At 66.7% G+C, this 22,676-nt stretch carries 12 protein-coding genes and 1 riboswitch; of the genes, 7 read left to right on the forward strand and 5 right to left on the reverse strand.

Features of this window, described 5'->3' with window-relative positions:
* Window positions 1–275: 275 nt before the first annotated feature.
* The 3 genes from A5764_RS13260 to A5764_RS13270 all read right to left on the reverse strand — a co-directional run bounded on the left by A5764_RS13260 (window position 276) and on the right by A5764_RS13270 (window position 2,817).
* Window positions 276–515 carry an Rv1535 family protein gene (locus A5764_RS13260; protein ID WP_067113961.1) on the reverse strand — a complete coding sequence of 80 codons (240 nt, stop codon included), beginning with the start codon at window positions 513–515 and terminating at the stop codon, window positions 276–278.
* A 292-nt stretch (window positions 516–807) separates the two neighbouring features.
* Window positions 808–977: riboswitch (M-box (ykoK) riboswitch) on the reverse strand.
* Between the two features lie 110 nt (window positions 978–1,087).
* Window positions 1,088–2,212, reverse strand: a complete 1,125-nt coding sequence (locus A5764_RS13265; protein ID WP_067113962.1) for a nitronate monooxygenase family protein — start codon at window positions 2,210–2,212, stop codon at window positions 1,088–1,090.
* Window positions 2,213–2,244: 32 nt separating this feature from the next.
* A complete protein-coding gene (locus tag A5764_RS13270; RefSeq protein WP_067113963.1) occupies window positions 2,245–2,817 on the reverse strand; it encodes a carboxymuconolactone decarboxylase family protein in 573 nt (190 codons plus the stop codon).
* 900 nt (window positions 2,818–3,717) lie between these two features.
* On the opposite strand from A5764_RS13270, the gene pks2 reads away from it, so the two are divergent.
* The 5 genes from pks2 to A5764_RS13295 all read left to right on the forward strand — a co-directional run bounded on the left by pks2 (window position 3,718) and on the right by A5764_RS13295 (window position 14,649).
* Window positions 3,718–10,002, forward strand: coding sequence for a type I polyketide synthase (pks2, locus tag A5764_RS13275; protein ID WP_067113964.1), 6,285 nt, complete (start codon window positions 3,718–3,720; stop codon window positions 10,000–10,002).
* Between the two features lie 57 nt (window positions 10,003–10,059).
* Window positions 10,060–11,508, forward strand: coding sequence for a condensation domain-containing protein (locus A5764_RS13280; RefSeq protein ID WP_082951683.1), 1,449 nt, complete (start codon window positions 10,060–10,062; stop codon window positions 11,506–11,508).
* Window positions 11,509–11,554: 46 nt separating this feature from the next.
* Window positions 11,555–12,796: a glycosyltransferase gene (locus tag A5764_RS13285; protein WP_067113965.1), complete on the forward strand. Its 1,242-nt coding sequence runs from the start codon at window positions 11,555–11,557 to the stop codon at window positions 12,794–12,796.
* 102 nt (window positions 12,797–12,898) lie between these two features.
* The gene (locus A5764_RS13290; RefSeq protein ID WP_067113966.1) at window positions 12,899–13,660 is read left to right on the forward strand and encodes a GAP family protein; all 762 of its coding nucleotides are present in this window, start codon (window positions 12,899–12,901) and stop codon (window positions 13,658–13,660) included.
* Between the two features lie 17 nt (window positions 13,661–13,677).
* The gene (locus A5764_RS13295) at window positions 13,678–14,649 is read left to right on the forward strand and encodes a glycosyltransferase family 2 protein (protein ID WP_067113967.1); all 972 of its coding nucleotides are present in this window, start codon (window positions 13,678–13,680) and stop codon (window positions 14,647–14,649) included.
* On the opposite strand, the gene A5764_RS13300 is transcribed toward A5764_RS13295, so the two are convergent.
* On the reverse strand, window positions 14,639–15,493 hold the full coding sequence (locus A5764_RS13300) for a phthiotriol/phenolphthiotriol dimycocerosates methyltransferase (RefSeq protein WP_231989711.1): 855 nt from the start codon (window positions 15,491–15,493) through the stop codon (window positions 14,639–14,641). The two genes, A5764_RS13295 and A5764_RS13300, sit on opposite strands and share 11 nt — an antisense overlap.
* A 124-nt stretch (window positions 15,494–15,617) precedes the next feature.
* Here A5764_RS13300 and A5764_RS13305 point away from each other — a divergent pair, with 124 nt between their 5' ends.
* Window positions 15,618–19,340 (forward strand): RND family transporter, encoded by a 3,723-nt coding sequence (locus tag A5764_RS13305; RefSeq protein ID WP_369807321.1) that lies wholly within the window; start codon window positions 15,618–15,620, stop codon window positions 19,338–19,340.
* A 24-nt stretch (window positions 19,341–19,364) separates the two neighbouring features.
* Here the strand turns inward: A5764_RS13305 and A5764_RS13310 are convergent, their stop codons facing one another.
* A complete protein-coding gene (locus A5764_RS13310; protein WP_067113970.1) occupies window positions 19,365–21,119 on the reverse strand; it encodes an AMP-binding protein in 1,755 nt (584 codons plus the stop codon).
* 187 nt (window positions 21,120–21,306) lie between these two features.
* On the opposite strand from A5764_RS13310, the gene A5764_RS13315 reads away from it, so the two are divergent.
* Window positions 21,307–22,623 (forward strand): hypothetical protein, encoded by a 1,317-nt coding sequence (locus A5764_RS13315; protein WP_067113971.1) that lies wholly within the window; start codon window positions 21,307–21,309, stop codon window positions 22,621–22,623.
* The last annotated feature ends 53 nt before the right edge of the window (window positions 22,624–22,676 follow it).

The following is a 22,676-nucleotide window of genomic DNA, read 5'->3' on the forward strand; positions in this document are numbered from 1 at the left end:
ACGACGACGCGCTTCGTGCGCGAGCGCCGCGGTACCACCCCGCTTGCCGCGCTGCCGCGCGGCCGCTCGTTGCAGGCTGTGACGGGCCCAACCGTTCGGTTCTACTGAGCCGGGCAGGCTGTTCTTCCGAAGGCTCCCCGGTGATGGCCGGATCGACGCCGATGTGTGAATTCTACGGAATGGCGCGGCCCAAGGAGCTACCTGGCCTCAGGGAACACCTGCGGCCGGGTAGCTCCTTGGAGCCCTGATCGCTCGCTATCCATCAAACTTCACCACTAGGCCTGGACCTCGAGCACGCCAACCCGCCACAGCGCCGCGTACACATGACGCATGCCGATGGTCAAGAAGCGAGCGGCGCCATCCACCAGCGGGTCGCTGATGACGATGGTCGGGCGCTCAGGCTGACGCGTCGCCTTCTTGGGCGCCGGCGCCTGAATCGTGTCGGCATCGCGCACCACCGCCAGCTTGCGGGCGGGCGCTACGGTTACCACTTCGTCGTACACAACTGCGGTCATGATCGCCTCCTAGGCGGGGAATCCCAAACGAGCACTGAATGGACTGACGTGTCCCGTCCCGTGGTGGTTCCGGTCCTGAGAACGCTTGGGCGATAAGCCGATTAGCGTTTCGACGACTCAGCGGAGAGCGTCGTGCCGGAGACCGGATCGGGACGAAACGGAGTTCGGACTTCGGTCCGGACTATCGCTGGAACTCATTTGTCCCTCACCTCCTCAACGGCCACGACGCGTGCGGCTGCCCGCGCCATCTGCGCGCACCAAAAGGAGTACAGAAACCGGCGACCGCCGGAAACTTGCACCCCTCTCGTCAGAGCTTTGGCACCACACGACGTGTCCGGTGTTCCGGAAGCCACCTGGGCTCAACCCTTAAGCCGGGAGGAGCTGTCCTGACCCGGGGCGTCTTTCGACGTTCGGGGTCAGTGGCCTGTATTCGTGTAGACGCCTCACCTAACGAGGTGCATACCGTGCCGATAATGCACGACCGGTACGACGCGGTCAATGTGACCCGGCCCGGGCGGCCGGATCTTTATGCGGTTATTACGTACATCCACAGCTTCCAGCCAGGTCAGCGGTCACATCTCGACCAGGCCGTCCAGCCGCCCGATGGTGTCGATGAACTCCTCGACCATGTCGAGCACCACCGCCCGCACCGGCCGGACCCGGTCCAGGGAGCCCACCACCTGCCCGACGAAGTAGGTCGCCAGCTCGCGGGCCTGGGAATCCGGCTGACCGGCGGCCCGGTTGATGCGCACCTGGGACTCGGTTACCAGCGCGGTCTGCAGCGGCATGCCGAGCGGATCGGGACTGTCGGGCCGGGCCCACTCGTCGGTCCACGCGGTGCGCAGCATCCGCGCGGGTTTACCGGTCAGCGACCGCGACCGCACCGTGTCCGAGGAGCTGGCGGCCAAAAACTTGTCCCTGACCACCGGCGTCGTTTCCGCCTCCTCGGTGGTCAGCCACACCGACCCGCACCACACGCCCTCCGCCCCCAACGCCAGGGCCGCCGCGACCTGGCGCCCGCGGGCGATGCCGCCGGCGGCCAGCACCGGGACGGGCGCGACCGCGTCCACCACCTCGGGCACCAGCACCATCGTCGCCACCTCGCCCGTGTGGCCGCCGGCCTCGGTGCCCTGCGCGACGATCAGGTCGACACCGGCGGCCGCGTGCCGGCGCGCGTGTTGCGTGGTGCCGGCGAGCGCGGCCACCAGCACGTCGCGGCCGTGGGCGCGCTCGACCAGGTCGGCCGGCGGCGGGCCCAGGGCGCTGGCGATCAGCCGGATGTTGTGGTCGAAGGCCACGTCAAGCAGCGGCTCGTATCCCTTCGGCGAGATGTTGAGGCCGCCGGATGAGGTGCGCGGCTCGTCGGTGCGCGCGGGGACGCCATAGCGGGCCATGATGTCGTCGACGAACGCGCGGTGCTCCTCGGGCAGCAGCTCCCGGGCCTGCTTGGCGTCGATTCCGCCCTTCTCGGCGCCGACGTACTTCGGCGGCAACAGCAGGTCCACGCCATAGGGCTTGCCGCCGGTCTGCTCCTCGATCCAGGCCAATTCGTTCCGCAGTCGCTCGGGACTGTGCGCGACGGCGCCCAGGATCCCGAAGCCGCCCGCGTTGGTCACCGCCGCCACCACATCGCGGCAGTGGCTGAAGGCGCAGATCGGGAACTCGACGCCGAGCAGTTCGGCAACTCTGGTTCGCATTTACCGACGCTAGGAAGCCATCGATTGATATGTCAATCGATGGCGGGTGACCGGCCGTCCGGCGGCCAGCTGGACACGCCCTCCTCCAACGGGACACCGAGGCTCTGCAGGATCGACGCGACCATTCGCCAGGCGCCGATCGCGGCCACCAGCTCGATGAGAACCATTGTGTCGCCGTGCAATTCGCGTTCACAAGCCGCCCAGCTCTCGGCGCTCACCGCGCCGTCGCGCAGCACGTCGTCGGTCGCCGCCAGCACCGCCCGCTCGACCGGACCGAACCCTTCATGTCCGCGCCAATCGCGCACGGCCACCAGGTCGTCGTCGCTCACGCCCAGCCTCGACGCCACCCGCCAGTGCTGCGTCCACTCGTAGTCGCACGCCGTGACCCAGCCGATCCGCATGATGACCAGCTCGCGCAACCGCGGGTCGAGGGAACCGTGCCACAACATGGTGGCCAACAGGTCGTTGATCGCGCGCGCCAGTGGCGGGTGGTTCAGCAACACCTGGAAGATGCTGAGCTCGGCCATGTAGTCGGGCACGGCGGCTTCGTCGGCGGCGGCTTTGGCCTCGTCGAGCGGCAGTTTTGGTACCCGGGCTGTCGTCATGGCATGCGCACTCCGTGTACTTGCGGGACACCTCGGCGGTCATCGGCCATGGTAGCCAGCGATCGCCCGGGATCTTCGAGCCACGCGCACCCGGTTCGTGCGAAAAGCCCACCGCGCCAATGCCTAAGCCGCCGGCTGGCCGCCAAGCCGGTATGCGCGTGCGTGAAACCCGTTGTCGCCAAGGCGGTTACGACTCCGGCCGCCAGGTAACCGCAAGATGAATTCAAATCGGCCGGCCGGAGGTGCCGGGACGATCGCCTCGAAGCGGGAAGCCCCGGCCCCCACCGCCGCGCGGCCCGACACCCGCCAGGATCCGGTACGGCACTTCCCGCGAACTTAACTTGCAATCTTTATGATTTCAGCGATTCGCCTGCGTGCTTTCGCGACAACGTTTACCATATCGTGATTGCGCATCACCGATGCTGCGTATGGGCGCGTCTAATTGCATTTGACCAGCCCTTGCCCGGATCGGGCCACTTGGTGGCGTCCCGATGTCGTGACGGTTGACAACGCCTGAAGTCTACTGCAGATACAGGTTCCGGAAACCCCGACACCGTTGGTGGACAGCGCCTTAGGAGCTACTACAACACCAGCGCAATGCCGCGGTACCGTCCGAAAGGTATGTGATTTCCTTGCTGGCCCGCCCGAGGTCAGAAGGGGGGCTTGTTAAATTTTTGTACGTTCGCACGATTTTTCCACGGCTGTAGAGCAAAGCCGCTACGCTGCTGATCGCGCCAGGTTCTTACGGCGAGCTTCGATAGCGGGGGTCGGTGGGTTGATGGTGCGTTGCTGCGGAGTTGCCAGCTCGCACAAAAAAATTCGGCGATATTTCTCGAAGCCCTGATAAGAGCGTGCGGCAGTGATAGGAACTTGTGGATAGGCAAGGAGAGGTGAAGGACAGTGGATAAGGCAGGCGTTACTCCGGTTGCCGTCATTGGGATGGCGTGCCGGCTGCCGGGGGGAATCGACTCCCCTGACCTCTTTTGGGAAGCGTTGCTGCGCGGGGAGGACTTTGTCAAGGAGATTCCCGCCGAGCGTTGGGACGTCGACTACTACTACGACCCCGAGCCGGGTGTGCCTGGCCGGTCGGTGTGCAAGTGGGGATCGTTCCTGAACAGCGTCGGCGACTTCGACCCCGAGTTCTTCGGCATCACCGAAAAAGAAGCCACTGCGATGGACCCTCAGCACCGATTGCTGATGGAAACCTCGTGGGAGGCCATGGAACACGCCGGCCTCACCAAGGACACCATTGCCGACGAAACCGGCGTTTTCATCGGATTGAACTATGGCGACTACCAATTCGTCCACGCCGCCACCGACGCCTTCGACGGCCCCTACGGCAACCCCGGCACCATCTCTTGCATGGCCTCCGGCCGGGTCGCGTACGCGCTCGGGCTGCATGGGCCCGCCGTCACCATCGACACCGCCTGCTCTTCCGGCCTGTTCGCGATTCACCAGGCGTGCCGCAGCCTGAACGACGGAGAGAGCAAGCTCGCGTTCGCGGGCGGCGTCAACGTCATGATGGAGCCCCGCAGGTCCGCCTCGGCGTCGGCCGGCGGCATGCTCTCGGGCACCGGGCACTGCCACGCCTTCGACGTCAAGGCCGACGGCTTCGTCTCCGGCGAGGGTTGCGTGGTGCTGCTCCTCAAGCGCCTGGCCGACGCGCAGCGCGACGGTGACCGGATCCTGGGCGTCATCCGCGGTACGGCCGCCAACCAGGACGGCCACACCATGAACATCGCGATGCCCTCGGGCGAGGCGCAGGCCGCGGTGTACCGCGCGGCGCTCGCCGCGGCGGGCGTGGACGCCGGCACCGTCGGCATGGTCGAGGCGCACGGCACGGGAACGCCGGTCGGTGACCCCATCGAATACGCGAGCACCGCCGAGGTATACGGCATCGACAATCCCTGCGTGCTCGGAGCCTCGAAGACCAACTTCGGGCACACCCAGGCGGCCGCAGGTGCGCTCGGCATGATGAAGGCGGTCCTGTCCGTCCAGCACGGTGTGGTCCCCAAGAACCTGCACTTCGAAGCCCTGCCCGACGAGATGGCCCGGATCGACACCGGACTGTTTGTGCCGCAGGAGCTCACGCCGTGGCCGCTGAGCGGCGCGCAACCGCGACGCGCGGCGGTGTCGGCGTACGGCATTTCGGGCACCAACGTGCACGCCATCGTCGAGCAGGCGCCCGAGCCGCTGTCCCGCAACGGCGCGGCGACCAGGCCGAGCCGCGACGGCACGCTGCTGTTCCCGCTGTCGTCGTCGTCGGTCGACGGGCTGCGGGAAACCGCTGGCCGCCTCGCCGACTGGGTCGAGGCACACAAGGCAGAGCTGGCCACGCCGGACGTGGCCTACACCCTCGCCCGCCGGCGTGGACATCGGTCGGTGCGGTCCGCCGTGCTGGCCAGCGACAACGACGAGCTGCTGGCGGCGCTGCGCGAGGTCGCCGACGGTGACGCGCTCTACCAGGAAGTGGTGGGTCAGGAGGAGCGCGGTCCGGTCTGGGTGTTCTCCGGGCAGGGCTCGCAGTGGGCCGCGATGGGCGTCGACCTGCTGGCGAACGAGCCGGCCTTCGCGGCGAGGATCGCCGAGATCGAGCCGCTGATCGCCGCCGAGTCCGGCTTCTCGGTGACCGAGGCGCTGACCGCGCCGGAGAAGGTGACCGGCATCGACCGGGTGCAGCCGACGATCTTCGCCATGCAGGTCGCCCTGGCGGCCACCATGAAGTCCTACGGAGTGCAGCCCGGCGCGGTCATCGGCCACTCGATGGGTGAGTCGGCGGCGGCCGTCGTCGCCGGCGCGCTTTCGCTCGAGGACGGGGCGAAGGTCATCTGCCGCCGCTCGCGACTGATGACCACGATCGCCGGTGCCGGCGCGATGGCGTCGGTGGAACTGCCCGCCCAGCAAGTGCTTTCCGAGCTGATGGCCCGCGGCGTCAACGACGCCGTGGTGGCGGTGGTGGCCTCCCCGCAGTCCACCGTGATCGGCGGCGCCACCGAGACGGTCCGCGAGCTGGTGGCGGTCTGGGAGCAGCGCGAGGTGATGGCCCGCGAGGTGGCCGTCGACGTGGCCTCGCACTCGCCGCAGGTCGACCCGATCCTCGACGAGCTGTACGACGTGCTGGCTGAGATCGAGCCCTTGACGCCGGAGGTGCCCTACTACTCGGCCACCTCGTTCGACCCGCGCGAGGAGCCCTACTGCGACGCCAACTACTGGATCGACAACCTGCGCCACACGGTGCGGTTCTCGGCCGCGGTGCAGGCCGCCCTCGAAGACGGCTTCCGGGTCTTCGCCGAGCTGTCCCCGCACCCGCTGCTCACCCACGCCGTCGACCAGACCGCCCGCAGCCTGGACATGACCGTGGCGGCTCTCGCGGCGATGCGGCGCGAACAGCCGCTGCCGCACGGCCTGCGCGGCCTGCTGGGAGACCTGTTCGGCACCGGCGCCGCAATCGACTTCTCGGTGCTCTACCCCGGTGGGCACCTGGTCGACGCTCCCCTGCCGGCCTGGACGCACCGCACCCTGCTGCTGAGCCGCGACGGCCACAGCTCCCGCGCGCTGCGTTCCAGCGTCGCGGTGCACCCGCTGATGGGCCAGCACGTGCGCCTGCCCGAGGAGCCCGAGCGTCACGTGTGGCAGGCCGAGATCGGCACCGCGACCCTGCCGTGGCTGGCCGACCACCAGGTCCACGGCACCCCCACCCTGCCGGGTGCGGCCTACTGCGAGATGGCGCTGGCCGCGGCCGGAACGGTCTTCGGCGAGGCATCGGCCGTGCGCGATGTGCGCTTCGAGCAGATGCTGATGCTCGATGAGGAAACCCAGATCAGCCTCACCGCAACCGCTGAGGTGCCCGGCGCCCTGACGTTCGCGGTGGAAACCAACGAGGACGGGGTGTCAGCCCGCCGCGCGTCCGCGGTGTTGCACTCGGTCGAGGACGAGAACCGCCCGGCCCCGCAGGACATCGACGCCCTACTGGCCGCGCACCAGAGCAGCCTCGAGGGCGCCGACCTTCGCGACGCCATGGACCTGTGCGGCATCCAGTACGGCCCGGCGTTCACCGGCCTGGCCACCGCGCACACCGCCGACGGGACCGGCACGACGGTGCTGGCCGAGATCGGCCTGCCCAGCGTGATCCGCACGCAGCAGACCAGTTACGGCGTGCACCCGGCACTGCTGGACGCCTGCTTCCAGTCGGTCGCCGCTCACCCCAGCGTCGTCAACGCCAGCCTGGGCGGCCTGCTGCTGCCGCTGGGCGTGCGTGAGCTGCGGGTCTACGGCCCGGTCCACACGGCCCGCTACTGCTACTCGCGGGTGACCGCGGCGACCGGCGGATCCGTCGACGCCGACCTGGACATCCTGGACAAGCACGGCACCGTCCTGCTGACCGTGCGCGGGCTGCAGATGGGCACCGGCGTCTCGGCGACCGGCGAGCGCGCCCGCGTGATGGCCGAACGGTTGCTGACCGTGGAATGGCAGCAGCGCCAGCTGCCCGAGGTGGCGACCACCGAATCCGGAGCGTGGCTGCTGGTCAGCACCTCCGACGCGGCCGACCTTGTCGCAGCGGCGTTCACCGACGCGATGAAGCTGCACGACGCGGAATGCACCACCCTGTCCTGGCCGCAGGACGCCGACCACCCGGCCATCGCCGAGCGGCTGCGCGGCGATATCGAAAAGGGCGGGTTCACCGGCGTTGTTGTGGTCACCGAGCCGAAGAACGGCAACCCGGACGACGAAAGCGCGGTCCGAGGCGGCGACTACATCCACCACCTCGTGCGCATCGCCCGCGAGCTGCCCGACATCCAGGGCGAGTCGCCCCGGCTGTATGTGGTGACTCGCAGCGCGCAGAAGGTGCTGTCGGAGGACGTGCCCAACCTGGATCAGGGCGGGCTGCGCGGCCTGTTGCGGGTGATCGGCGCCGAGCACCCGCACCTGCACACCACCCACATCGACGTCGACGAGCAGACGAGCGCGGAGCAGGTGGTGCGCCAGTTGCTGCTCGTGGCGCCCGGTGAAGATGAGACCGCCTGGCGCAACGACGAGTGGTACACCGCGCGGTTGTGCCCCTCGCCGCTGCGGCCCGAGGAGCGGCAGACCACCATCGCGTCCCACGACAACGACGGCATGCGCATGCAGATCCGCACGCCGGGCGATTTGCAGACGATGGAGTTCGCCGCGTTCGACCGGGTGCCGCCGGGCCCCGGACAGATCGAGGTCGCGGTCACCGCGTCGAGCATCAACTTCGCCGACGTGCTGAACGCGTTCGGCCGCTACCAGAGCCTGGATGGGATCCTGCCGGCGCTGGGCACCGATTTCGCCGGTGTGGTCTCCGCCGTCGGACCCGACGTCACCACCCACCAGGTCGGTGACCACGTCGGCGGCATGTCCCCGAACGGCTGCTGGGCCACGTTCGTCACCTGCGACGCGCGCCTGGCCACCAAGCTGCCCGACGGGTTGACCGACGCCCAGGCGGCCGCGGTGACCACCGCGCACGCCACCGCCTGGTACGGGCTGACCGACCTGGCCCGCATCAAGGTCGGGGACAAGGTGCTGATCCACTCCGGCACCGGCGGCGTGGGCCAGGCGGCAATCGCGATCGCCCGGGCGGCCGGCGCCGAGATCTTCGCCACCGCCGGCAGCGAGGGGCGCCGCCAGATGCTGCGCGACCAGGGCATCGAGCACGTGTACGACTCGCGCACCGTCGACTTCGCCGACCAGATCCGCGCCGACACGGGCGGCTACGGCGTCGACATCGTGCTCAACTCGGTGACGGGCGCGGCGCAGTTGGCCGGGCTCAAGCTGCTGGCGCTGGGTGGGCGGTTCGTCGAGATCGGCAAGCGCGACATCTACGGCGACACCAAGCTGGGCCTCTTCCCGTTCCGCCGCAACCTGGCGTTCTGGGGCGTGGACCTGGGCCTGATGTCGGTCAGCCACCCGACCCACGTCAGCCAGATCCTGGCCACGGTCTACCGGTTGACCGCCGAGGGCGCACTGCCGATGCCCGAAGCCACGCACTACCCGCTGGCCGAGGCCGCCACCGCGATTCGCGTGATGAGCGCCGCCGAACACACCGGCAAGCTCATCCTCGACATCCCGCAGGCCGGGCGCAGCAGCGTGGTGCTGCCGCCGGAGCAGGCGCCGGTCTTCCGCAAGGACGGCTCCTACATCATCACCGGTGGTCTGGGCGGGCTGGGCCTGTTCCTCGCCGAGAAGATGGCCGCGGCCGGCGCGGGCCGCATCGTGCTCACCTCGCGCTCTCAGCCCACGCTCAAGGCGCTCGAGACGATCGAACTGGTCCGCTCCATCGGCTCAGACGTGGTGGTCGAGTGTGGCGACATCGCCGCTTCCGAGACGGCCGCACGGCTGGTCGCCACCGCCACCGCGACCGGGCTGCCGTTGCGCGGGGTGCTGCACGCGGCCGCGGTGGTCGAAGACGCCACGCTGACCAACATCACCGATGAGCTCATCGACCGCGACTGGGCACCCAAGGTCTACGGCGCGTGGAACCTTCACCAGGCCACCGCCGAGCAGCCCCTGGACTGGTTCTGCGCGTTCTCCTCGGCCGCAGCGCTGCTCGGCTCACCGGGTCAGGGCGCCTACGCCGCCGCCAACAGTTGGCTGGATGCCTTCACCCACTGGCGACGCGCCCAGGGCCTGCCGGCCACCGCCATCGCCTGGGGCGCCTGGGGCGAGATCGGCCGCGGCGCCGACTTCGCCGAAGGCAGCGGCGCCGCCATCACCCCCGACGAGGGCGCCTACGCGTTCGAGGAGCTGCTGCGCCACAGCCGCGCATACAGCGGCTACAGCCCGCTCATCGGGACTCCGTGGATCGCGTCGTTCGCGGAACGCAGCAAGTTCCTCGAGATGTTCAAGTCGGCGGGCGAAAAGCGCTCCGGCTCGAGCAAGCTGAGGGCCGAGCTGTCCGAGCTCCCGCTCGACGAATGGCCCACCCGGCTGCGGCGGCTGCTCTCCGAGCAGATCGGGCTCATCCTGCGCCGCAACATCGATGTGGACCACCCGCTTTCCGAGTACGGCCTGGACTCTTTGGGCAATCTCGAATTACGCACCCATATCGAGGCTCAAACGGGGGTACGCATTACCTCAGCGGACATCACGACCGTCCGGGGGTTGGCGGATCACCTGTTTTCGAAGCTGGCGCCCAAGGAGGAGAGCGCCGCTGCACCAGCGTGAGATGGCTCATTCGTCAACGTCGACTGCATTGGACAGGTCGGTACTAAGGAGGGAAACGTGTTCATAGGTGGAGGCTCTGAGCACGACAGCCTGCGCGTTGGCAACGCCTACGATTGGGACCCGGGGTTGGGGGGGACGGTCGTCAGTTGGGAGCCGACACCGGGATGCGCGGCGAAAGCACGCCAGGCACCGGTAAGCCCGGTGCCGCCCAGCTCGATGCAAGGGGGCCACCTGCGGGGCTTCGTCGAGTTCCGCGACCGGGGGCTGGACTACTCGCGGGCGGTCATGGGGTCCTGGGAGGTGCCCGGCCGGTGCGACATCCGCGCCATGACCTACGTCATCAACGCGCACCTTCGCCGTCACGCGACCTACCACAGCTGGTTCGAGTACACGGACGCGAAGAACATCGTTCGGCACACCCTGAAGAACCCTCGCGACATTCAGTTCGTCGCGAAGGAGTACGGCGTGCTGACCCAGCAGGAGTGGCAGGACCACGTGCTGGCCACGCCCGACCCGTTGCACTGGGACTGCTTCAGGTTCGGCATCATTCAGCACGAGGACCGCTTCTCGCTGTACGCGGTCGTCGACCACCTGCACTGCGACCCGATGCTGATCGCCGGGCTGTATGTGGAGATCGTGATGAACTACAACGCCCTGCTCGAGGGCAAGGCGCCCGTCACCCTGCCGCCCGCGGCCAGCTATGACGACTTCTGCATGCGGGAGAGCCAGTGCGTCTCCAGCATGACCCTGGAGTCGCCCGAGGTGCGAAAGTGGATCGAGTTCGCCGAGGCCAACGGCGGAACGCTGCCCGACTTCCCGTTGCCGCTTGGTGACCAGTCGATTCCGTGCGGCGGGGACGTCCACGTGGAGCGGCTGCTGGGCCCGGAGCAAACGGCTCAGTTCGAAGCGCTGTGCCAACAGGCGGGTGCCCGGTTCAGCGGCGGGCTGTTCGCCTGCTCGGCGCTGGCGCACTACGAATTGACCGGTGCCGAAACGTATTACGGCCTGACGCCCACCGACAAGCGGAAGAGTCCGGCGGACTTCATGACGGTGGGCTGGTTCACCGGCGTGGTGCCGTTCACCGTGCCGGTCGACCCGAACTCGTTCGCCGAAACCGCCCGCGCGGCCCAGGCGTCGTTCGACGAGAACATGGACCTGTCGAATGTGCCGTTCGACCGGGTGTTGGAGCTGGCGCCCTGGCTGCGCAGGCACGGGCCGCAGTTCACGATGATGAGCTACATGGACGCGGGCCTGCCTCCGCTTTCGGCCATCGTCGCCACCGCGCTGGACGGCGTCAACGCGACGGCGTTCACCGATGGGCGCAGCCCGGCATACATGTACTCCACGGTGTTCCGGCTGTTCGACGAGGTCTCGATCATGGTGTCCTACCCGAACAACCCGGTTGCCCGGGAGTCCGTGATCCGCTTCACCGACGCGATGAAGTCGGTGTTCGAGCGGGTGGTCGCCGGCCGCCTGGCCGCGGTGCCGGTTCGCGTAGCCAGGTAGGCGTCGAAGACTTGGCCCACCCGTCTGGCAACTGAAAGTTGCGCGGATGAAGTTTGTTCTGGCCGCCCATGGGACTCGCGGCGATGTCGAGCCCTGCGCGACAGTCGGTGCGGAATTGCGCCGCCGGGGACACGAGGTCCGAATGGCGGTGCCGCCCAACCTGGTTGACTTCGTTGAGTCGGCCGGGGTTTCCGCCGTCGCCTACGGGCCCGACACCCGGGAGCAGATCGTCGCCGTCGCGGATTTCACGCACAACGCCTTCAAGGTCCAAAACCCGGCCGGCTTCATGCGTTCCCTCCGGGAGCTTTTCGTCGAGGGCTGGGCGGGGATGAGCCGGACGCTGACCTCGCTGGCCGACGGCGCCGATCTGCTGATGACGGGCCAGACCTACCACGGGGTCGTCGCCAATGTGGCGGAGTACCACGACATTCCGGTGGCGGGGCTGCATCACTTCCCGGTGCGGGTCAACGGCCAGATCGGCGTTCCGTTCCTGCCGTCGCCGGCGCCCGCCGTGCGCACCACGCTGAAGGCGGGCTGGTGGCTGTATTCACGCATCACCAAGGCCGACGAGGACGCGCAGCGCCGCGAACTGGGGCTGCCGCGGGCGGCGGTTTCCGCTTGGCAACGGATGGCCGACGGCGGAACCCTGGAAATCCAGGCCTACGACCAAGCGGTGTTTCCCGGGCTCGCGGCGGAGTGGAATGACCGGCGCCCCTTCGTCGGCGCGCTGTCGCTGGAGCTGGCGGCGCACACCGACGACGAGGTCGCGTCCTGGATCGCCGCGGGAAAACCGCCGATTTACTTCGGTTTTGGCAGCACCCCGGTCCAATCCCCAGCCGAGACGGTGGCCATGATCGCCGACGCCTGCGCCGAACTGGGTGAACGGGCGCTGATCTATTCGGGCGACGAGTCCATTCCGCACGCCGACCACGTGAAGCTCGTCGGCCAGCTCAATTACTCGACGATCCTGCCCATGTGCCGCGCGGCGGTGCACCATGGCGGCGCGGGCACCACCGCGGCGGGCCTGCGGGCCGGACTGCCCACCTTGATCCTGTGGGACGTGGCCGACCAGTTCATCTGGGCGACCCAGGTGAAACGGCTGAAAGTCGGTTCCGCCAAGCGCCTTTCGAACATCACCCGAAAGTCCCTGGTGGCCCGGCTGCGCAAGATCCTGGCGCCGGACTACGTGGCCCGCGCCCGCGAGATCGCCCCGCGGCTGACGAAACCGGCCGTCGGCGTTGCCACCGCCGCCGATCTCTTGGAGCAGACCGTCCGGGTGGGTGTTTGAGATGGTCAACGACGTTTGGGTGCCCCACCAGTTAGTCATGAAGTCAGCGAATTCGCCCGTTACGCCGCGAGATACGGCCCAACCTAGTAACGTCCCAGACTGATGTGGACTTACGTTTTTTGTCTGGGTTTTGCGATGTTGATCGATCCCGTACGGATCGGCATCGCGGCTGTCCTGATGTCACGTCGGCAGGCCATCGTCAGTTTGCTCGCCTTCTGGGTGGGCGGCATGATCGCAGGTGTCACGGTCGGGATTGCCGTGCTCATATTGCTGCACGACGTTGCACTGGTCGCCATTGAAGCCGCCGCGGCAACGATCAACGACGTGAGGTCCGCGGTGATAATCCTCACCGGCGAACACCTTCGCATCACTCTTGGGGTGCTCGCGCTGGTTGCCTTGGCGGTCATGCTGGTTCGCGATCGTGCTCAAGTGGCGGCGCCGGTGCCCGTATCGGTAGGGGGCGGCGGTTCATCGGATGCCCTGCCGGAGGAACCCAAACGGACTCTGTTCTCGCTTATGGCGACCCGCATCCACGAAATGCTGGAATCCGGCTTCGCTTGGCCCGCGTTCGTGGTCGGTCTCATGTCCACCTTTCCGCCCATCGAAGGCCCAATGGCGCTGACCGTCATCATGGGTTCGCGGGCCGCTGCCGGCACACAGTTCGTCGCCTTCATCGTCTTTATCCTCCTAGTCCTTGTCTTCATCGAGATTCCATTGGTCAGCTACCTGGCGGCGCCGCAAAGAACGCAATCGGTGATGATGGCAATGAACGGCTGGATCACTGCTCATCGTCGGCAGATCGTCGAGACCATGCTGGCGGTGATGGGCATTGCGTCCCTGGTCCAGGGCATAAGCAGTCTCTGATCGCCCAAGGTAACTAGGTGAACGCCAACGAGGTCCATGACTTGCCGGCCAGCCCGCCGATCTCGGTGTGCGTGCCCATGTACAACAACAGCAAGACGATCGAGCGTTGTCTGCGCAGCGTCCTGGAGCAGGATGGAGCCGACTTCGAACTCGTCGTCGTCGACGACAATTCGTCCGACGACTGCGCCGCAATCGCCGCCTCCATGCTGCGACCCGGAGACCGGCTGATTCGCAACCAGCCCAATCTCGGTCTCAACGGCAATCACAACAAGTGCATCGAATTGGCGCGCGGCCGCTACATCCAGTTCGTCCACGGCGACGACTGGCTGATGCCGGGAGCGCTACGCACGCTTGTCCCCCACTTCGACGATCCGGCGGTGGGGATGGTGTTCGCGCCGCGCCGCGTGATCAACGACAAGAACGTCCCGCTGCACCGGAGGTTGGGACCGGCCCACATCTGGTTTCCGTGGCTGCGGAGATACAACCACGGGCCGACGCTGGTCGCGCAGATGATGCTGCAGGCCGGCGGAGCCAACTGGATCGGTGAACCAACCTGCGTGATGTTCCGTCGGCAGCTCGCCCAGGACGTGGGCGGCCTGCGCGACGACATCTACCAGTTGGTCGACCTGGACTTCTGGCTACGCCTGATGCTGCGCTGCGAGGTTTGCTTTGTGCCGCAGAAACTTTCGGTTCGATCGCACTCGGTGGGCACCACATCGCTGAGCATCTTGAAGGCGCGGCGGAACTGGCTCGACCACCTTCGCATCCTCACCTGGCTCATCGTCGACCCGGCGTCACCCACCGTGGTTCGGGTCACGGCCCGGGTGTGGTGGGTGCTCAAGTGGACGGCGATGTGCTTGGGGGCCGCGCTGCTCGGGCCGGAGCGGCGCTCGCGGGTCAAGCTGTTGGCCGACGCGCGCGTTACCGAGTTCGCCAGAGCCCGGCAGCTGGCCGACAAGCTCGAGTCACCACGCCCCGTCAGTCCTTGACGAAGCAGTACAGCCGGTAGGCGATGCCGCCGTCCCGTTCCAGATCCCGGTCCATCACACCGACGCCATAGCGGATCGCGCGCGCCAGAATCGGCGGCACGCGGCGGCTGAGCACCTCGTGTGACCGCTGCGTATTCGCCTCCAGGCCGCGCTTGGCCTCTTCGAGGATGTCTCGCTGCGAAAGCTGTCGCAGCGGGGCTTCGGAGAGCAGCTTGTCCCAGCCCCAGACCGCCTGGGGCCGGCGGTTGTCGGTGTAGAGGAAATGGCCGCCCGGGCGCAGCACGCGGGCCACTTCGGTGAGGAAACGTGCGAAGTCGGGGTACTGGTGCGAGGCCTCGACGTTGATCACCGCGTCGAAGGATTCGTCGGGAAACGGCAGGTTCTGCGCGTCGCCCTGCACGAATTCCAGACCGGCCAGGTGGTGGGTCTTACGGCACAGCTCGATGCTGGCCGGGTTCAGGTCCAGGCCCGTGTAGGAGGCGGGGCCCAGGTTGCGCATGATGTAGGAAGCTCCCCCGCCGGCTCCGCAACTGACCTCGAGCACCTTCTTGCCGGTGAGGTCCACTTGGGCAGCGGTGACGTGGTAGAGCTGGATGCAGTAGCGGTTGCGCTCGTCGGATGCGTTGAGCGGCAGCGCCATTGGCGGATCTTCTTCGTAGCCGAAATTGAAGAACACCACGTCGTCGCCGACTTGGCGGGTTCCGAGGGGCAGAAGGTACTTGGTAGCGATTTTCCCGATCAACGGATTGGACTGCAGGCGGAATCTCGTGGCCACCCGCAGAGTCTTACACCTTTCGTCGCCCGCCACCGTCGAATAGCTCACAGCCCACCCGCTCCGGCCCAGCGATCGCCCCCCTGACCAGCGGGTTCACCGTCAAGATCACGGCAATATCACGGCGGCTGTGTAGATCTTGATTATCCGGCGCGCGCGGGGGCTTGATTGTAGGGTTGTTTGCGTGTCGAGCCGCATTGGCACGGGCGAGGCAGCCAAGCCTGGGGGAATGTTCGACCGCATCGGCGATGTCGTGGTGCGGTGGCCGCTGCTTGTCATCGCCTGCTGGATAGCGGTCGCGGCCACGCTGGCGCTGGTGTTTCCCCCGCTGATGGTGGAGGCCGGAAAGCGCGAGCAGAAGCCGCTGCCCGACAACGCCCCGACGATCGTCACCAACCAGGAAATGGCGAAGGCGTTCGCTCCACTGGCTGCGGATTCCCCGGCCTCGAAAGGCCCCACACAAGGCAAGAAGCCCGGAGACACCGAAGCGGGTGGCGCAAACCCGCTGGGCGGTGGCGGTTCCCTTCTGATGATCCTGCTGACCGACGAGAAGGGGATCACGCCGGCCGACGAGGACGTCTACCGCAAGCTGGTGGACGAGCTGCACAAAGACACCCAGGACAAGCTGACGGTGCAGGACTTCCTCGCCAACCCGCAGATGCGGGAAGTCCTGGCGAGCAAGGACGGCAAGGCCTTCATCCTGCCGGTTTCTTTCCCCGGCGCGGCCACGGCGCCGTCGACGATCGCTAGCTACCACCACGTCAAAGACATCGCCAAAAAGGTCACCGCGGGAACTTCACTGACCGCCTACGCCAGCGGACCGGAGGCCACCCTCGCCGACGCCACCGAAATGGCGATGGAAGACGCGCACTTCATTGAGATCGGCACCGTGCTGGCCGTACTCCTCATCCTGTTCGTCATCTATCGCAACCTGGTCACCATGTTGGTGCCGCTGCTCAACATCGGTGCGTCCATCGGGACGTCGCAGGGCGTCTTGTCCGGGCTGAGCAACGTGTTCGACCTGCCGGTGAACCTGCAGTGCCTCGTCCTGATGACGGCGGTGATGGTCGGAGCGGGAACGGACTACGCCGTCTTCCTGATCAGCCGCTATCACGACTATGTGCGGCGCGGCGAGGATTCTGACCAAGCGGTCAGGATGGCACTGATGTCGATCGGCAAGGTGATCGCGGCATCTGCGGCCACCGTCGCGGTCGCCTTCCTGGCGATGGTCTTCACCAAACTGGAAGTGTTTTCGGCTGTCGGGCCGGCGATTTCGATCTCGGTCATCGTCTCATTCCTGTGTGCGATCACCCTGCTGCCCGCCCTGCTGGTGCTCGCCGGACGACGCGGCTGGATCAAGCCCCGACGCGACCTGACCACTCGTACGTGGCGGATCATGGGAACGCGCGTCGTGCGCCGGCCGCGCATCCATCTGATCGGAAGCCTGGTGGTGCTGATCGCGCTGGCCGGCTGCACGACCGTGATGCGCTTCAACTACGACGATCTGAAGACCATGCCCGCGTCCGTGGACAGCTCCAAGGGATACGACGCGATGAATCGCCACTTCCCGATGAACGCGCTCACACCCATGGTGCTCTTCATCCAGTCACCCTCCCACGACTTGCGCACGCCGACCGCCCTCGCCGACCTCGAGCAGATGGCCAGCCGGGTGAGCCAGCTGCCGGACATCTCGATGGTGCGGGGGTTGACCCGGCCCAACGGAGAACCGCTGGAGCAGACCAAGATCTCATTCCAAGCCGGCGAAGTTGGCACCAAACTCGACGACGGATCCCGCGCGATCAATGAGCATGGGAACGATCTGGACAGGCTGGTCAACGGCTCCAATCAGTTGGCCGACGCCCTGGCCCAGCTTCGGGATCAGGTCACCGGGGCGGTGAGCAGCCTCGCCCCCGTGGCCTCGGCGCTGATGACGATGGAGCAGCTGGCGGGCGGCGACAAGACCATCGCCGCCCTCGACCAGGGTGCCTCGCTCACCGGTCAGATGAAATCGCTCGGCGACAATCTCAACGCGTCCACGGTGAATACGGAAACCATCGCCGCATGGGCCACACCGATGTTGGTGGCGCTCAACAACAGTCCGGACTGCAATGCCGACCCGGGCTGTGTGAGCTCGCGCTCCGGGTTGGCGGCGATGGTTCAGGCCAACAACGACGGCACCCTCACCTCGATCAAGGCGATGGCCCGCAACCTGCAAGCGGCGCAGAAGACGCAGACCATCGGCCAGACACTCGACAAGGTCCAGCAGACGCTGACCCAGGCGTCCAACGCCCTGACGACGATCAAGAACCTGCAAAACACGATGAGCCAGGCGCAGCAGGGCGCCAATGCCCTCGCCGACGGCAGCCGAGCCATCGCCGGTGGCGTCAAAGAACTGGTCGATCAGACCCGAAAGATCGGCAGCGGGCTCGGCGAGGCGTCGCAGTTCCTGCTGAGCATGAAGCACGACACCGACGCCAAGCCCTCGATGGCCGGCTTCAACATCCCACCGCAGATCATGACGCGCGACGAGTTCAAGCAGGGCGCGGCCATCTTCCTCTCTCCCGATGGGCACGCAGCGCGGTATTTGATCCAAAGCTCCCTCAGTCCGTTCACCACCGACGCCATGGATCAGATCCCGAAGATCATCAGGGCGGCGCAATCGGCGCAGCCGAACACCGAGCTGTCGGACGCCAAGGTGCGGGTGGCGGGTCTTCCCAGCGGGCTTGACGACACGCGCACCTACTACAACGACGACATCGCGTTCATCGTCTTCGCGACCATCCTCATCGTATTCCTGATTCTGGTCGGCTTGCTGCGGGCGGTCGTCGCGCCGCTGTATCTCATTGGTTCGGTGCTGCTTTCGTACTTGTCCGCCATGGGTCTCGGCGTGTTGGTGTTCCAGATGATCCTTGGGCAGAACCTGCATTGGAGCCTGCCCGGGCTGTCCTTCATCCTGCTTGTCGCGGTCGGCGCGGACTACAACATGCTGCTCATCTCCCGCATCCGCGACGAGTCGCCGCACGGCGTGCGTGTCGGCGTGATTCGCACCGTGGGTTCGACCGGTGGCGTGATCACCTCGGCCGGTCTGATCTTCGCCGCCTCGATGTTCGGATTGATGACCGCCAGCATCTACACCATGGCCGAGGCCGGCTTCATCCTCGGCATGGGAATCTTGATCGACACCTTCCTGGTCCGCACGATCACGGTGCCGGCCATGGCCGCGCTGATCGGCCAGAAGAACTGGTGGCCTTCGCATCTGGGCAAGAGCGCCGCGCAGGTTGTCGCGGCGCACCAGAAGAAGCAGCAGCAGCTGGACCAGTTGACCGATCAGTTGGTCCGGATGAAGGTGATACCCAGCCGCGAGACTTGGGCGGCCCCCGGTGCGCCGGTCGCCCGCGAGGCGGTCGGACAACCGGAACGGCCGTGGCTTTCCGACGATCTGCTGGTCCGACTCAAACTCGTCCCCCCCAGCCACAAGCCGCGGACCAAGAAGCGGCCCCGGCCGGCCGGCGCCAAGCGCAAGGCGAGGCCCGCGACCCCGGCGGCGACGAATGGCAAGCGGTCGATCGAACGTGTTCCCTCGCACGCGCTTCCGTTGTTCGACCTCAGCGGCCTGCCGGAGCACCTGGCCAACGATCTGCAACAGTCGGGGTTGGATTCGGCGAAGGCCAGCGTGGGCAGCGCCAAGCCCAAGCAGGAGCGCCATCCCGCGCACTCCCTACCGTTGTTCGGGCAGGACATCGAGTCGCGCCGGCCAATCAGCCTGGGCAGCAACGGCAAAGGCAACCGAAACGGCAATGGCAATGGCAACGGGAAAGCGAATGGCAACGGGCATCACGCCGACGGGGAGAAGATCGGCGAAGAACCCGCCGACGTCGACGCCAGCCAACCGCTTCCGTTGTTCGGGCCCGGCGCGTAAGAACCGGTCCTAAAAAGAAGGAATTCAGGCGTCCAACCGGACGAATTCGTCCTGCCGGTACAGCTCAACACACTGTGACCGCCTGATCTTGCCACTCGTCGTGATCGGGATCGAACCGGGCGATACCAGAACCAGATCCGCCACGCTCAGGCCGTGAGACTTCGAAATCGCCGACGTGACTTCGCGTTTGACGCCGCGTATCCTGTCGGCCGCCTCCTCGTCGGACTCGCCGCGCTTCTTCAGCTCGATGATGGCGACCAGTTTTTCCACGCCCTTGTCCGGAACCGCTATCGCCGCGCAGCGGCCCGCGGTGATCTCCTGGATGGTGGCCTCGATGTCGTCGGGAGAATGGTTGCGCCCGTAGACAATCAACAGGTCCTTGATGCGGCCGATGATGTACAACTCGCCGTCCGAGACAAAGCCCGAGTCACCGGTTCGAAGCCACGGCCCCTCGGGCGTGCCCTCGGAAGGGTTGACGATCATTCCGCCGAAGACGCGTTGGGTCTCCTCGGGTTTCTGCCAATAGCCCAAGGCAATGTTTTCGCCGCGTATCCAGATCTCCCCGACCGTCCCATCAGGACACTCGCTGGCCGTGTCCGGATCGACGATGCGCGTCAGCGTCGACTGCTGGCTTCCGTAACTGACCAGCGGTGTGCCGCTTCCATCCAGGCGCGGGATGGCCTGGCCGGCGGGCAATTTCTCCGAGTCGAACTGACCAATCTTGGGTGGTTCACCCACCTGACGGCTCGCGATGTACACCGTCGCCTCTGCCATGCCATACGACGGCCGCAGCGCCCGGGGGTCGAAATTGAAGCGGGCGAACCGGTCGGCGAAGCGCTTGAGGGTCGCCGGTTGCACTCGTTCACTACCGTTGAGGATCGTGTGCACGCCACCCAGATCGAGCCCGGCCAGGTCGTCGTCGGACGTCTTGCGCACCGCGAGCTCGTACGCGAAGTTCGGTCCCGCCGTAATCGTGCGGCCGTTGCGGGCCAGCAATTGCAGCCAGCGGGCCGGTCGCTGCAAGAACCCCACCGGGCTGCTCAGCAGCGTCGGTACGCCCGCCAGAATCGGCATCAGGATGCCCAACAGCAGGCCCATGTCATGGTAGAGCGGCAGCCACGACACCACGGTGGTCCCGGGAGGGACTACCCCACCCTCGGGCGCGAAGAAGTCGCCCATGATCTGTTCGAAATTGGCGAAGACGTTCTTGTTCGAGACCATGACGCCGGCCGGCGTCCGGGTGGACCCCGACGTGTACTGCAGATAGATGAAGTCCGACCCGTCACCGGCGGCGGCGCGGGGCCTCGGGCCCGTGGGGCGCTGCCGCGATTCGAGGTCCAGCGAATCGACTTCGACAATCGAGGGTTCCGATTGCCCCTGCTGCGACTGCACCGACGCGCGGACATTCTCGATGACCGATGACGTCGTGAGGATGACCGACGGCGATGTGTCGGCCAGCACGGCGATGGTGCGTTCGTCGTGGGCGCCGCCGAAGGGAACCGAAAGCGGAACCGCGACAAGCCCGGCCTGCAGCGCGCCCAGGAAGCTGAGGACGTAGTCCAGCCCCTGTGGCGCCAGTATGAGTGCCCGGTCACCGGTCGACCCGCGGGCCCTGAGCTGCTCACCGAGGTTCACCACTCGCCGATACAGCTGCGACCAGGTCAGGGTCTGCGCGACGCCGTCCCAATCGTGGTCATAGTCAACGTATGTGAACGCCGTGTCATTGGGCTGCAGGCTGGCGCGCTCGCGCAGCACGCCCGGAATCGAAGTCTGAACCACGGACAAGAGATTACCTTCGTCAAGAGTGTTTCTGGCCAGGAACGGCAAGGTTACAACCGCACCAACCGCCGCCGCGCCCGGTGGCCCACCGCACCGTGGGTGCCTGGTAGCCGGACAACCGAAAATCGCTGCCCACCGGCCCGGCGCATAAACTACCTTAGACGCGGTGGACAATCGACTCGCACACATGGACCAGGCGTCTTTCCTGGGTCTGCGGGCGCTTGGCTACGGGGCGCTGGTCCAATTCAGCTGGATATACGATCGGCCGGCAGATATCGAGGGATTGCGCCGTTTCCACCGTAACCTTGGTTACGGTTTGCTGGGACGACGGGTCGAGCGGTCCCCGTTGCCCTTCGCGCGTGATCGCTGGGTCATTTCCCGCGGCCCCGCAGACATCGAGATCGCTGAAACACCGCGTCCACGAGCGGAACTGAGCGGGTGGCTCAATGAGCGCACGCTCCTGCCGCTCGATCCCGAATACGGACCCAGCTTTCACCTGGGCGTACTTCCGCTCGACGACGGCGGGACCGCGATCAGCCTGGTGACTTCCCATACGCTGGTGGACGGGCTCGGGATTCTGCAGGCAATCGCCGACGCGGCCAACGGCAGGACGCGCTACCTGGGCTATCCGCATCCCGGTTCGCGCACCCGCGGGCGGGCCCTGCGGGAGGACGCCCGGCAAACCATCGCTTCGGTGCCCGAACTGGCGCGGGCGGTGGCGGCGACGGTCCGCATCACCCGGCGCAGGCGCAAGGACGTCGCCGCGTCGATCGCATCGGCCCCGCCGCCGGCACGGACGGTCGGAGACGATCAGCCGGTGGTGGTGCCTTCTGTCACTGCGTATGTCGATCTCGCGGAGTGGGACGCACGCGCGAAAGGCATTGGTGGTAACAGCTTTACGCTGCTAGCCGGGTGGGCGGCCAGGCTCGGCGTGAGAATGGGGCGTGTCTGCGACGACGGCACGGTCACACTTTCGTTTCCGATCAGCGACCGCACCGAAGACGACACGCGCGGCAACGCCGTGGTGTTTCCGGTCGTTTCGGTCGAGCCGACGCACTTGTGCACCGACCTCGGGGAACTTCGGCTCGAGTTCAAGCAGGCATTCGCCGACCTGTCCGAGATCACCGAGGAGCTGCTGGGACCGCTGCCGCTGACGTCCTTGACGCCCAAATGGATCGCGCGCCGGGCGACGGGGATGGGGCTGGGGGCCGCCCGCCTTCCCATCGGTTGCTCCAACGTCGGAGACATGCCCCCGGCGGTGAACCGCCCGGATGGCACCGAGGCGGACTTCGCGTCGGGACGATTGGTCGAACCGGGGATCAGCAGGCGCTCCCTGGAACGCATAGGCGGCCAGCTCTTTGCGGTTTCGGGACGGGTCCACCAGAAGATCTTCATTACCGTCAACGCATACCTCTGTGGCAGGACGAACTCCCGGGATGCGCTGCGCGAAGACATGTTACGCACGTTCGCCGAATTCGACGTGGCCGCCGAGATTCCCGCCTAGCCGGCCTCGTCTGCGTAAATTCCTGGCGCGCAAGGCTTCTCGGAGAGCAGTCG

It is taken from the genome of Mycobacterium sp. 852002-51057_SCH5723018, assembly GCF_001667035.1.
GTDB lineage: Bacteria > Actinomycetota > Actinomycetes > Mycobacteriales > Mycobacteriaceae > Mycobacterium.